This is a genomic window from Pseudoalteromonas sp. MT33b (assembly GCF_014117385.1).
GTDB classification, from domain to species: Bacteria; Pseudomonadota; Gammaproteobacteria; order Enterobacterales; family Alteromonadaceae; genus Pseudoalteromonas; species Pseudoalteromonas lipolytica.
In genome coordinates this window covers 2,151,275-2,165,964 of sequence record NZ_CP059831.1, presented here as the reverse complement: position 1 = coordinate 2,165,964, position 14,690 = coordinate 2,151,275, and the positions used below count along the sequence as shown (strand labels likewise).

Annotated in this window: 8 protein-coding genes; 7 read left to right on the top strand and 1 reads right to left on the bottom strand. The window is 41.1% G+C overall.

Annotated features, from left to right (window positions below):
- Positions 1–5: 5 nt before the first annotated feature.
- Positions 6–1,352 carry an aminodeoxychorismate synthase component I gene (gene pabB / locus H3302_RS09850; RefSeq protein WP_182395071.1) on the bottom strand — a complete coding sequence of 449 codons (1,347 nt, stop codon included), beginning with the start codon at positions 1,350–1,352 and terminating at the stop codon, positions 6–8.
- 181 nt (positions 1,353–1,533) lie between these two features.
- Here pabB and H3302_RS09845 point away from each other — a divergent pair, with 181 nt between their 5' ends.
- The 7 genes from H3302_RS09845 (at position 1,534) to H3302_RS09815 (ending at position 14,688) form a co-directional block, all read left to right on the top strand.
- Positions 1,534–3,060, top strand: coding sequence for a fumarate hydratase (locus H3302_RS09845; protein WP_036967485.1), 1,527 nt, complete (start codon positions 1,534–1,536; stop codon positions 3,058–3,060).
- A gap of 402 nt (positions 3,061–3,462) precedes the next feature.
- The gene (locus H3302_RS09840; RefSeq protein ID WP_036969160.1) at positions 3,463–4,503 is read left to right on the top strand and encodes a Glu/Leu/Phe/Val dehydrogenase; all 1,041 of its coding nucleotides are present in this window, start codon (positions 3,463–3,465) and stop codon (positions 4,501–4,503) included.
- Between the two features lie 264 nt (positions 4,504–4,767).
- A complete protein-coding gene (locus H3302_RS09835) occupies positions 4,768–5,424 on the top strand; it encodes a CatA-like O-acetyltransferase (RefSeq protein ID WP_182395068.1) in 657 nt (218 codons plus the stop codon).
- A gap of 125 nt (positions 5,425–5,549) precedes the next feature.
- Entirely contained in the window at positions 5,550–8,453 is a 2,904-nt protein-coding gene (locus H3302_RS09830) for a two-component regulator propeller domain-containing protein (protein ID WP_182395066.1), read from the top strand.
- A gap of 89 nt (positions 8,454–8,542) precedes the next feature.
- Positions 8,543–10,477, top strand: a complete 1,935-nt coding sequence (locus H3302_RS09825; RefSeq protein WP_118844420.1) for a hypothetical protein — start codon at positions 8,543–8,545, stop codon at positions 10,475–10,477.
- A 96-nt stretch (positions 10,478–10,573) separates the two neighbouring features.
- On the top strand, positions 10,574–11,398 hold the full coding sequence (locus H3302_RS09820; protein ID WP_075593148.1) for a M90 family metallopeptidase: 825 nt from the start codon (positions 10,574–10,576) through the stop codon (positions 11,396–11,398).
- 104 nt (positions 11,399–11,502) lie between these two features.
- Positions 11,503–14,688 carry an amidohydrolase family protein gene (locus H3302_RS09815; RefSeq protein ID WP_182395055.1) on the top strand — a complete coding sequence of 1,062 codons (3,186 nt, stop codon included), beginning with the start codon at positions 11,503–11,505 and terminating at the stop codon, positions 14,686–14,688.
- Positions 14,689–14,690: the final 2 nt, after the last annotated feature.

The following is a 14,690-nucleotide window of genomic DNA, read 5'->3' as shown; positions in this document are numbered from 1 at the left end:
GGTTATTACTTTAGTAAAGGCAATATTTTATTTACTTTATCGTATGTTTCTTGGTACTCCAAGTCGACCTGTGAATCTGCGACAATACCGCCTCCGGCCCAACAGTATATCGTACCCTGATGGCACACTAAGGTACGAATGGTGATACTCGTGTCCATATTACCGCAGGCACTTAAGTAACCAATTGAACCACAGTATACGCTTCGGCGATGTGGCTCGAGCTCTTCTATTATTTCCATGGCACGAATTTTAGGTGCGCCTGTGATAGAGCCCCCAGGAAATGCAGCGTGTATTTGATCTACAGCATCTTTACCGTGCGCTAATTCGGCTCGAACAGTGCTGACTAAGTGGTGCACCGCAGGGAAGCTTTCAATGGCAAATAAGGCGGGAACAGTAACCGAGCCCGGTTTTGCCACTTTGCCTAAGTCGTTACGTAATAAATCAACAATCATGACATTTTCGGCACGGTCTTTTTCAGACTGTTGTAGGCGCAGTGCTTGTGCCTCATCATCGGCGTGTTTGGCTAAACGTGGTAGTGTGCCTTTAATTGGCTTGGTTTCAATTTTTCCTTGGTTTATGGCAATAAAACGCTCTGGAGAAATCGATAAAATGGCGCCGTCTGGGTGGTTTATATAACTCGAAAAAGGTGCTTTGTTGGCGTCTCTTAAGGTGCGATATGCATGCCATGTTGAGCCTGAAAACTCAGCGCTAAAACGCTGTGCTAGATTAATTTGATAACAGTCGCCACTTTTTAAGTAGGCTTGAATTTGTTCAAACTTTTCAGTGTAGCTGGCTTTTGTCATGTTCGACTGCCAATCACTATTGAGAGTGAACGGTACAGAATCTGTGGGTGTTTGAGATAAAAAGTGTTGATATTGAGCTAAACGATTATGGTGTCGCTGAGCAACATAAAACCAGCTTTGCTGCTGTTTATCGAAAATCAGTGCATCAGGATATAAACCCAGTGCCATTTGTGGCATCGCAATATCATTGTCGGCATGCGATGGCATGGTTTCTATTACACGACCAAAATCGTATCCAAAGTAGCCCAGCCAGCCCCCCGTAAAAGGAAGCCCGTTTGGATTGGCTGTATTATCAAAATCATTAAGTGCTGATTTCATTAGCGTGAAGCAATCACGGGATTGCGCTTCGCCATTTAAAAAGCATTGGTTGTTGCTAACTTCTAATGTGTTTAGTGGTTCAATGGCAATGATATCAAAACGACTGTTTACATGATTACTATTTGCTGAATCAAGTAACACGGCATAGGGCAAATGAGCAAAATGAGTAAAGAGTGAGATACAATCATCGGTTAAATCTAATTTTATGCACAAATTTTCATCGTTTATCATTTACATTGCCTTGAATAACTAGCCCGAAACGGGCGAGGAGGTTATCATAAGTTAAATTTGATTGGCAGCGTTATGATTTCCTTTATAGTGATGCCATGACTAACCCGTAGAGTAAATCTTCGTCACCGGTTTACTCAGGATCACGTACTAAGCGACGTGATAAAAACTTAAGGAACCCGTAATGAGTACAATTCGTCAGCAAGACTTCATTGATAGCATTGAAGATGCATTGCAATACATTTCTTTTTATCACCCTCTCGATTTCGTCCAAGCCTTAGAAAAAGCGTACAATAAAGAGCAAAGTAAAGCGGCAAAAGACGCTATTGCGCAAATCTTAATTAACTCGCGCATGTCTGCTGAAGGTAAACGTCCACTGTGTCAAGATACCGGTATTATTACCTGTTTCGTTAAAGTGGGTATGGATGTTAAGTGGGATAAAACAGACATGACTGTTCAGCAAATGGTTGATGAAGGTACACGTCGCGCTTACTTAAACCCAGATAACCCATTACGCGCATCAATCGTTGCAGACCCTGCTGGTACGCGTAAAAACACGAAAGATAATACACCTTCTGTGGTTCATATCGACTTAGTGCCAGGTGGCGAAGTTGAAGTGATGGTTGCAGCTAAAGGTGGCGGCTCAGAAAACAAAACAAAAATGGTCATGCTGAACCCATCGGATGATGTTGCGGCGTGGGTTGAAAAAACACTCCCAACAATGGGGGCTGGTTGGTGTCCGCCGGGTATGCTAGGTATAGGCATTGGTGGTACCGCTGAAAAAGCAGCCGTGCTTGCTAAAGAATCTTTAATGGATCCGGTTGATATTCACGAGCTAATTGAACGCGGCGCTGAGACAACAGAAGAAAAAATGCGTATTGATATTTTTGAGCGCGCGAATAAGTTGGGCATTGGTGCTCAAGGTCTAGGCGGTTTAACAACCGTTGTTGATGTAAAAATTAAAACGGCACCGACGCACGCGGCATCTAAGCCTGTAGTAATGATCCCGAACTGTGCGGCAACGCGTCACGTTCACTTTACCTTAGATGGCTCAGGTCCAGCAGAGCTTAAAGCTCCTAAACTTGAGGATTGGCCAGAAGTGACGTTCGAAGTTGGCGAGGGCACACGTCGTGTTGACTTAAACACGCTAACTAAAGAAGACACACAAGAGTGGAAGATGGGTGAAACTGTGCTTCTCTCTGGCACTATTTTAACAGGCCGTGATGCGGCGCACAAACGCCTACAAGATATGATCCAATCAGGTGAAGGTTTACCTGAAGGTGTTGATTTCGATAATAAATTTATCTATTACGTCGGTCCTGTTGATGCGGTTCGTGATGAAGCTGTAGGCCCAGCAGGCCCAACAACGGCAACGCGTATGGATAAGTTCACTGACATGATGTTAGAAAACACGGGCATCATTGGTATGATTGGTAAAGCTGAGCGTGGTCCTGCAACGGTTGAATCAATTAAAAACAATAAGTCTGTGTACTTAATGGCGGTAGGCGGTGCTGCTTACTTAGTATCTAAAGCTATTAAGAAAGCGCGTGTAGTGGCGTTTGAAGATTTAGGTATGGAAGCAATCTACGAGTTTGAAGTTGAAGACATGCCTGTGACTGTTGCTGTTGACAGCGAAGGTGCCAATGCGCACACGCAAGGCCCAGCAATTTGGAAAGCCAAAATCGAAGAGCTTGATGGTAAATTAAAATAATCGTCATTAAATCGTTTATATGAAACGGCGCCCAAGCGCCGTTTTTTTTCAGCTCTGACCAGTCTCTTTCTCATCCACACTTTTGACTTAAAGTGTGTGTTTTCAGGCTTTTGCTACTGAATTACTTTGTCACTTTTTCTTTACGCTATACTTGACCTTTACGTTCACGTAAAAAAGATTTAGTAGATTTACTTTTGTTTTGAATTAATCATGCTTTATGTGGATTTATGTAGGTATATATTTCCTGTTTTAACGTGTTTTTTGCGTTGTTATTTCAATCGCGTAACTTAGCTTAGTTTTATCATCTCATATAGTGGCATGGGAGCAAACGAAGTGATAAAGTCTCGGCAATTTCAGCGCTCACACCCCAAAAAGGGTAAGAAAATTTCGGAGTATTTAACTGTGGCTGTATTTAATAAAGTCGACTTTGATAACCACGAGCAAGTGGTGTTTTGTTCAGATAAAGAATCAGGCCTTAAGGCTATTATCGCGGTTCACAATACCAAGTTAGGTCCAGCTGTAGGTGGCTGTAGAATGTGGGACTATGCGACTGACGAAGACGCAGTAACCGATGCCCTTCGTTTATCGAAAGGTATGACATACAAAAATGCGGTTGCACGTTTACCATTCGGTGGTGGTAAGTCTGTTATTATCGGTAATGCAAAAGAAATTAAATCAGAGCAGCTTTTCCGTGCGTTTGGCCGTCAGCTAGAGCGTTTAAGTGGTAGTTATTATTCAGCAGAAGACGTAAACATCACGTGCGATGACGTTGCAATCATGAATAAAGAAACTAACTATGTGCTGGGTCTTGAAGGTAAAAGTGGTAATCCATCACCTTTCACTGCTTACGGTACATTTTTAGGTATTAAAGCCGCGTTACAGCATCAACGTGGTCATCAAGATTTATCGGGTATAAAGGTTGCTGTGCAAGGTTTAGGTGCCGTTGCATATGGTCTTTGTAAACACCTTCATGAAGCAGGCGCAACATTGTTTGTTACTGATATTAACGAACAAGCTGTATCACGTGTTGTTAATGACTTTAATGCGACAGCAGTGGGTATCGATGAAATTTATGACCTAGATGTTGATGTCTATGCACCTTGTGCGTTAGGTGCAACAGTAAACGACATGACAATTCCACGTTTAAAAGCAACGATTATTGCTGGTTGTGCTAACAATCAACTCGCAGAGTCTCGCCACGGTGAAATCATTCGTGAAAAAGGCATTCTTTACGCGCCAGACTATGTAATTAATGCTGGTGGTATCATTAATGTGTATTACGAAACAGCACCAGAAGGCTACAGTGCAGAGGCGTCAACGAAGCACGTTGAAGGTATTTTTGATACGCTAACAGAAATTTTTGCTCGCTCAGAGAAAGAGCAAAAATCAACGCATTTAATTGCTGATGAGCTTGCATTAGAAATCATCGAAAACGGCTTATAATTTAATTAATTTGCTGTTTAAAAAGGTGCGCATGGCGCGCCTTTTTTTGTGCCCAAATAGGCTTCAATACCCATTTGCAATATTATTCCAAATAAACCGCTTAATTAAGCTTACAGCTATAACATATTACGCCAAATACCTTTATAAGCGACAACATGCAAACAGCCCTAAAAAGCCAATAGACTATCGCGGATTTTAATCGCAATTACATGACTTAATGAATGTATCTGGCTACACTGTTTTTTTATTTCACAGGGCCACCCAATGCATTCTCTTCCAAATGACTGTCACGTAATTGATCTTGAGTCATGGCCTCGTAAGCAACATTTTGCTTTTTTCAAAGAATTTAGTCTCCCTTACTTTAATGTTTGTGTGTCGCTCGACATGGCTACACTTTATGAGCAGTGTAAGTCAGCGCCGTATTCATTTTTTCATAGCTATATTTTTCTGACTTTAGAGGCTTGCCACGATTATGCGCCCATGCGCCAGCGTATTATAGATTCGTGTCCTATTCAGCTATCAACTGTACGTGCTAGTGTGGTTGAGTTAGCTGATGATGATACATTGCGTTTCAGTTACTTTGAAAAACATGATTCTATTCAACGCTTTTCTGAGCATGCATTGCAGGTAGCAAAAGAAAGTAAAGGGCAACCTTTCTTCTCAGAAGCGTTTGCAGCGACAGAAGGGCAACCCGATCTCATTCATATTTCTGTTTTACCTTGGCTAAATTTCACGGGGTTTTCACATGCCGTTAGTGAGGGGCACGGGTTAGGTATTCCTAAATTGGTGTTTGGTCAATACGATAAGCGAACCGGCAAGATCCCGCTATCCATTGATGTCCATCACGCTTTAATGGATGGTTTACATGTCGCTCGGTTTGTTCAAATCTTGCAAGAAAAAATTAATGATTACTGTAATTGATTGTTGCTAAATGTGATTAAAGTGAGTAAGAATTGCAACTAATGTAGTAGTAATGGAAGTGTTGGTTGACGATATGAGCACCACACAGCATCACTGAAAAGAACAATAATTAAAGGTTAAGCTTTATGGCGCGGGTAGTTAGTCTCATTTTACTGTGTGTATGTTTTAGCGCTTTTGCAGAATCAACTCGCCTTTCATTGAGTGACTATTTTACTGAGACATGGAATACACGCTCAGGTTTACCTCACAATAGTATTAACAGTGTTGCACAAACGAAAGATGGCTATATCTGGATAGCAACGTGGGAAGGGTTGGCGCGTTTTAATGGTCGAGAGTTTAAACTTTTTACACGAACCGAGATCCCAGGATTGCCTGATTCAGGTTTAAGAAGTCTGATAGCCATGGATAATGGCGATTTATACATTGTTGGAGCACGAGGCGGGATTGCCGTGCGCTCACAGGGCCAGTGGCGGTCGCTTCCAAGTTCATCGACCATGATTAATCATGCATTGATCTCAGAACAAGGCGAAATTTGGCTCGCTCTTGAGGGACAAGGTATTGTGTATCGTGCATCAGAAAAAGCAACAGAACACACATTGGTTGATAAACTGAGTGCATACAGACTAATAAAAGACAAACAGAATGTCATTTGGGCTGCAACCAGTGATGGCTTATACAAAATTGAAGGTAAAAAGGTCAGTAAAGTTGGTCAAGAAGCCGGTTTACCTGATGTCTCTGCTTTTACGCTGTTATTGACTCAGTCGGGTACCTTAATTGTCGGCACAGAAAAAGGAGCATGGCAAAAGCAACACGATAAATTTGTCTCTGTTGATGCAACGCTCAATCATGAATCCATATCGAGTTTGCTCGAAGATACCCAAGGAGACATTTGGTTCGGTACAATCAACAAAGGTGTTTTTAGATTGAGGCAATCAGGCCTTGAAAATCTCGATGCCGATGATGGCTTGCCGAATAACCGTATTCTGTCATTACTGCAGGACCGTGAAAAAAGCATTTGGGTTGGTACTAATGCAGGGCTATTCAGACTGCGTGAAGCCCCGTTTACGAATTGGAGCCAAAGCCGTGGTCTTGCTTCAGATTATGTTCGCACCGTATTGTCTCATTCTGATGGTAGTTTGTGGGTAGGCAGTAGCAATGGTTTAAACCGAATTATAAATGGGGAAATAACCACCTTAAACCAAGCATATGAACGTGATCCCCTGTCAGTGCTAAGTTTAACTGAAGACAAAAATGGGGATGTATGGCTGGGCACGTACACTGGTGGCCTCATGAAAGTGGTGAATAACAAAATTTACCCAGTTAAGAATCGCACTAATGGGCTTCTTAATAATGAGGTACGAGCGGTATTATTCGATAGCTCACATAATTTATGGATCGGTACTGCCAGCGGCCTTACAAAGCTCACAGACGACGGACAAATTCATTCTTACACTACTGAAGAAGGCTTAGCTGGCAATTTTATTATGGCACTTTCTGAAGATAATCAAGGCCAGCTATGGGTTGGTACGGGTGTTGGAGTGTCTATTTTTGATCCCGCATTAAACACATTTTCTAACATAGAATTTCCTGAAAAATTTAGCACTGAATATGCGTTTGGTTTCTATCTTGATGGCGAAAAAATGTGGCTCGCAACGGATCGAGGCCTCATACGTTACGATTTGAAGACCGATGTTATGCATTTGTTTGGACGTGAACAGGGCTTACCCGTTGATAAATTATTTCAGGTTATTGAGCAAGGTGACTCGTTGTGGTTAACCAGTAATCGAGGTGTTATTCAGCTCAATAAAACCCAGCTTACTGAATTTTTAGATAACCCTACGGATGCGGAGTCAGTTGTTGTTTCTATGCAGTTGTATGATGAAGGCGATGGCATGCTGAGCGCGCAAGCAAATGGCGGTTCTAACCCTGCAGCAGTGACACATTCTGATGGTCAACTCTGGGTTGCAACGGCAAAAGGGGTTGCGATTGTAAAGCCTGAGCGATTAAAAGAAGCGAGTAAACGCCGTTTGTCAACAGTCATAGAAAGCTTTGAAGTTGATGGTAAGCCCGTTGCATTGCCCGCTAAAAGTGATGTACTAAGTTTACCAGCGGGTATTTCAAGGGTGTCATTTAATTATGCAGGCTTAAGTTTTATTATGCCGCAGCGTCTAAATTATCAAACTCACTTAAGTGGCTACAACGAAGAATGGGTTGATAGAGGCCGCTTAGCTATTACTGAGTATACAAACTTACCTCCGGGAGAATATACATTTAAAGTCCGTGCGGGCTATCCAAATAGTGAATGGCAAAACAATGAACAAACGCTACGATTCAGAATTGCGCCATATTTTTGGCAAAAGACCAGCTTTAAATTAGTGCTTATTTTGGGCTTATTTTTAATAGCCTATGCAATATATAAATACCGTTTATATCATTATAAACGCATTGAAATAGAGCTGACGGAGAAGGTCGAGCAACAAATGCACGATTTAAAGAACCAAGCAGATGCATTCGCGCATCTCGCTAATCATGACCAATTAACTCAGCTACCTAATAGACGAGCATTCGATAGTTGGCTATTCGAGAACTTTAGTCAGTTCCAACATAATAAGCAAAGCTTAAGTGTTGCGATTATGGATATTGACCACTTTAAATTAATTAATGACAATTTTTCACATTTGATTGGTGATCAAGTGATTTGTGAAATTGCCCGTTTGTTACGTATCAACTTTCCAGATGAAGGTTATGCTGCGCGTTGGGGGGGCGAAGAGTTCACTTTACTATTTCCTCATAAAGGTGCTGATGAAGCCGCGCGTTTATGTGAAATTATTCGCTTAGAAATCGCGGATTATAATTTTTCTGAACTTGCGAAAGAACTGTCTGTCACTGTAAGTTTCGGTGTTGCAGATAATGCAAATGTTACCGACTATGATCGGCTACTTTCTCATGCCGATACCGCGCTCTACCACGCTAAAAATAATGGCAGGAACAAAGTGGTAATTTACAATAAAGAAACATCAATTTTGTAGATTGGTCACAAATGGCTTTTTTATTCATTTTAAGTTCATTATAATAGTAGACCCCATAAGGGAAACAAAAATAATTAAATGGAGTTTTTATGTTTAAAAAACATACTATTGCACTCGCAATTTCTGCGAGTTTTTTATTATCTGGTTGTTTAGAAGTTGAAGACAATAATAACGATGAACTAATCAGTGCAATTGAAGAACAAAATAAGGCCACTCAAGAAGCTGAAACAGCGACTTTAACAGGAACGGTTAAAAATTACGTCACTGACAGTTTAGCGGCTAACGCACAAATTCAAATTAAAATTGGCAATACTTGGTCTGAGGCAGTTTCGCTGAGTGATGGAATGTTTGAATTGAAAAATATTCCAAAACATTCTGATTACGTGTTACTTGTGACAAGTACTGATGGTTCGTTTCAACAGCGTGCATTTTATGGTAACTCAGGCTCTGGAGTCAGCCAACTAGGCTCACTTTCAGTTACTACAACAGAGACCATTCAATTCACAGCATTGCTTGATGGTGAAAATACACCCATTAAAGACCTTCAATTTACTTATACTACATCATTAGGCCTGACAGATAGCACGTGGCAATCTCGCAATGAGCACTTTTTCAGTGCGACCTATAACGAGCAAACTAATCTTTATTCAATTGAGAAACCCGTTGGTTTGGGAAATGCAATTGCTCTTCATATCGATATGGATGTTGATAACGATGCTATTAATGATTATGAGCTTGTACAAAATTATTACAATCAAAGTTCTGTCTCATTTAGCACATTGAATGATGATGCAACCATTTTGTTTAAAGATACAGATGCGACAAAAGAGTATCAATTACGTGTTAAAGTCATCGATGAAACTGGTCAAGTCTTTTCAAATATTGAATTAGTGGCATCAAGCAATGATTTTGAGTCTAATCCTTTGACCTTTGATGCGACAGAAAATGAGTATGTTTATGACTTTAAAGGCAGCTCATCACTTACTGTAAGAATGTCGGCTTTTACAGATGTAAATGGTCAGAATTATTTATCTGATTCATTTTCTGTTAGAGAAGAAAATGGTGAGTTGGTGGTCGGCAATATCTATAACCAAGGTAATTTCCAAGTCGAAGACGGTGTTGTGTCGGTGATTTTTAAGGCCAATAAAGGCACACAAACGACGCAAGTAGATTTGCTTAGCCAAACTGTTAATGCGTTGAATAATGGTTATTACTTGTTCTTCTCAAAACCAATAGAGCTTACACAAGATAGTTTTTCATTGGTGAGAAGCAATTCACTTACAGTGATCCGTGGTAATGAATCAACAACAGATTCAGTCCCTGCTGGCAGTACATTTTTTATTAGAAAGGATGTAGACATTACAACGACTTCATCATTGTCATTAAATGATACCTTTGTGGAAGTATTGCCTGAGCAAGCGCTTAGTGTTGGTCGTTATAAGTACCGTTTAAATTCAGTAATTGATAAAGAAACTGCTTTAACTGCTAATTATTCATTTGAAAATGAATTTACGGTTGCTGATAAAGCTGCGTTTTCAATCGAAGATGTTAAATTCGATAATAATAATGGTTTGAAAGCTGGCCAATTGATTCACGCTACTAACTCAGCGGGTGAGAGTGCAGCATCATCGAGTCGTGGTAATAACGTGAGATTGTATTTACCAACGTCTATTGCATCACTTGCCGAACTTGATATTACCTTAACGGGTTATACAAACAATGGCACTATGAATCCTGTTTACGAAGAGCTTACAATTGTCTCTGGTGAGTATATTTATAATGATAGTTTAAGAAACCTAGTTTCAATTGCATTAAATGAAACGGCCTATGGTGATTCGGGCAATGCAATTAAATATACTTCTTTACCAGATGGCTTAATGTATATGCATGGACTACCGTGGGATGTAACATACCTTGATGATAACGCGTCTGGTAACGTTAATACGATTACCTTCGACTATGAGTATCGAGTCAAAGGTAGTAAAGAAGTGGTAACTGGTTCGGCAACGGTTCCTGTCCTGTAACTTTTTACTGCAACTTAAATAAAAATGTGTGCAGACAATTGATCTTTTTTTGTTTGCACACATTAAAGTAACAAGATTATATTTTAGGCGATGATAATGCTTAACCTTGTTTTGTTACTTTTTTTGCTCATTTTTATTGTCGGTTACTGGCGCTGGGATGATATTCGAAATCATTTTTGGCATAAAAAGTACCTGACCTATTCCCTTACTTCAGAGCAGAAGTCATTGCTGTTGAAGTACATGCCTATTTATCAAAAAATGACGGACGCTGATCGTGAAAAATTAGAGCGTCATATTGTTTGGTTCTTAAATGAAAAGCGATTTATTGGGTGTGATGGCCTGCAGTTAAATGATGCAATGAAACTCATTGTTGCTGCAGATGCATGTGTTTTAGTGCTCAATAAGCCTTGGCCTTTATATCGTAATGTGAAAGACATTTTATTATATCCAAGTGCCTATTATGCACCACAAACATCACGCGATGGTGCAGGTCTTGTTAGTTATCACAATACCGTGAGACAAGGTGAGTCATGGCCTGGTGGCACCTTGGTCTTAAGCTGGCACGATGTGCTAGAAGGAAGCCGACTCCCTAGTGATGGCCACAATTTGGTATTCCATGAATTTGCTCATCAACTAGACCAAGAAACAGGAAAAACGACAGGCACGCCATTGCTTGCTAGTAATGCTGACTATCAACAATGGGCCAAAGTATTCAGTCGTGCTTTTAATCAGCTTAAAACACACATTGCTTACGGTATGCCCCATGTTATTCATAGTTATGGGGCGACCAATGAAGCCGAGTTTTTTGCCGTGATCACCGAAACTTTCCTTGAAAAGCCTGCTGCACTTAGGCAATTCGATCCTGAAATTTATCATTTATTGGTAGGCTATTATGAATTTGATCCCATTGCGTGGCATTAGTCGCCAATTTACGACTGTTTAACACGTAATGCTGGAATCTTGCTATGCTATTTGATGCAATCAATATGTGTGCAAATAACAAAACAATAACAAGTGAGAATTCCATGAAGAAAATGCTTCATACGGCTTTGGCTGTTTCGATTTCACTCGCCTTTACAGGGCAAGTAATAGCAACCGAGCAGTCAGGTGATGAAAAGTGGCGAGTTGATGCGCCAGCAGGTCAGTTTTTAGATGCCAAAATCAGTGTTGAACAAGGCACGTGGATGAATGTTGATATTAGTCCTGATGGTGAAACCTTGGTGTTTGATCTGTTGGGTGATATTTACACTATGCCAATCTCGGGCGGTACGGCAAAACAATTAACAAGTGATATTGCGTGGCAGATGCAACCGCGCTTTAGCCCTGATGGTAAATACATTGCGTTTACATCCGATCAAGGTGGTGGTGATAACATTTGGATTATGGATGTCAACGGTGAAAACCAAAAGGCCGTCACTGACGAAACGTTTCGTTTATTAAATAGCCCTGCATGGAGCCCCGATGGCGACTATTTAGTTGCGCGTAAGCACTTTACAGCAAGCCGCTCACTCGGTGCGGGTGAAGTTTGGCTATACCACAAAGCCGGTGGTAAGGGGGTGCAGTTAACGGCACGTGAAAACGATCAAAAAGATTTAGGTGAACCGATGTTTTCACCTGACGGTCGTTATGTGTATTTTTCACATGATGCTACACCAGGTAAAACATTCCATTACTCAAAAGATTCAGTTGCGGGTATCTACAAAATTAAACGCTATGACCGTGAAACCGGTGAAATTGAAACTATTATTGATGGAATGGGGGGCGCTATTCGTCCAACTCCCTCACCAGATGGTAAAAAACTGGCTTATATCAAGCGTGATGATTTTCAAACAAGCTTATATTTATATGACCTTCACACTGGTGAGCATACAAAGTTATATGGTGAGCTTGAGCGAGATATGCAAGAAACATGGGCAATACACGGTGTTTATCCGACCATTGCTTGGACGCCAGATAATGCGCAATTAGTGTTTTGGGCTGGTGGCACAATTCATAAATTAGATGTTGATGATAAATCAGTATCACGTATCCCATTTAAGGTAGAAACCAATAAACAAATTCAAAAAGCAGTGCGGTTTACACACAATATCGATAGCGATAATTTTGCGGTAAAAATGCTGCGCAATGTGCAAATTTCACCAGACGGTGAAACAGCCATTTTTGAAGCTTTGGGTCATATTTATAAGCGTGATCTTGAGTCAGGTAAAGTGAAACGCTTAACTAAACAAGACGATCATTTTGAGTTATTTCCACAGTTTTCCCGCGATGGTAAAAAAGTAGTTTATACAACGTGGGATGACAATGAACAAGGCTCTGTGCGTGTCGTTTCTGCAAGAGGCGGACGAGGTAATAAGTTAACAGAAGAACCAGGTAAATATGTAGAACCTACCTTTAGCCCAGATGGTAAAACGGTTGTTTATCGTAAAGCATCGGGTGGCAGTATCCTCAATCCAACCTGGTCATTAGAGCCGGGCATTTATTCTGTTAGTGCCAAGGGCGGTGAATCCTCACTGATCACTAAGTCAGGTTACCAGCCGCAATTTGGCGCAATGAATGACCGTATTTATGTAATGAGCCCATGGCCTAAACCTACGCTGAGTGTGGTTGAGCTTGAGTCAAAAGAAGTACGTAAGCTGTATGAGTCTGAGCATGCAACGGAGTTCAGAGTGTCGCCAGATGGTAAATATTTGGCATTTGCTGAGCGTTTTAAAGTGTTTGTAACCCCTTTTGTTGAACGCGGTAAAACCATTAATATTGGCCCGAAAGATAGTCAATTCCCAATTGAACAATTATCAGTTCGTGCGGGCGAGAATATTAGCTGGAGTGGAACCAGTGATAAACTGTATTGGAGTCTTGGTCCTGAGCTTTATCATGCAAGTTTAGCGGGTTTATTTGACATAAATAAAAACGCAGGCACAGATTTTAAAGTGAAAAGTGGTGACAACATTGGCTTTACCAAAACAATGGCTGAGCCAAAGGGGATGTTTGCACTAACGGGCGCACGCATCATTACCATGAATGGTGAGCAAGTTATTGAAAATGGTGTGATTGTAACTGATGGAAAACACATTCAAGCAGTCGGAAGCAAAGACTCTGTAACTATTCCTAAAGGTGCAGAAGTTATTGATGTGACCGGCAAGACGATTATGCCAGGCATTGTTGATGCCCATGCTCATGGTGCGCAAGCCAGTGATGAAATAATCCCGCAACAAAACTGGAAAAACCTTGCTGGTTTATCGCTGGGTGTTACGACGATTCATGATCCATCGAACGACACCACCGAAATTTTTGCTGCGAGTGAAATGCAAAAAGCAGGCATGATAGTGGCACCACGCATTTTCTCTACCGGTACAATACTGTACGGTGCCAATATGCCGGGCTATACATCGCATATTGACTCGCTTGACGATGCTAAATTCCACCTTGAACGCTTGAAAAAAGTGGGTGCATTTAGTGTTAAGTCATACAACCAGCCTCGCCGTGAACAGCGTCAGCAAGTAATTGAAGCTGGGCGTGAACTTGAAATGATGGTCGTGCCAGAAGGGGGCTCATTATTGCAGCATAACTTGACCATGGTCGTTGATGGTCATACCGGTATTGAGCACTCAATTCCTGTTGCGAACATTTATGATGATATTCGCCAACTATGGTCGCAAAGTGATGTAGGTTATACACCTACGTTAGGTGTTGCTTATGGCGGTATTTGGGGTGAAAACTACTGGTATGATAAAACGGATGTGTGGAACCACCCACGCCTAAGTAAATTTGTGCCTAAAAACCAACTTTTACCACGCTCAATGCGTCGAGTAAAAGCACCCGATCATCATTACAACCACTTTAACAACGCACGCGTTGCTAAAGAGCTACAAGACTTAGGAGTATTGGTTAATTTGGGCGCTCATGGTCAACGTGAAGGCTTAGCTGCGCATTGGGAAATCTGGATGTTTGCTCAAGGCGGTATGACGCCGCTAGAAGCAATTCGTGCGGCGACACTCGATCCTGCTAAATACATCGGCTTAGATAAAAATATTGGTTCATTAGAGCCGGGTAAGTTAGCGGATCTTATCGTTATTGATGGTAACCCGTTGACGAATATTCGTGATACCGACAAAATCGACTATACCATGGTGAATGGTCGTTTATTTGACGCGGCAACGATGAATGAAGTCGGCGGAAAACAACGTGATAAATTATATTTTGAAAAGATATAAAT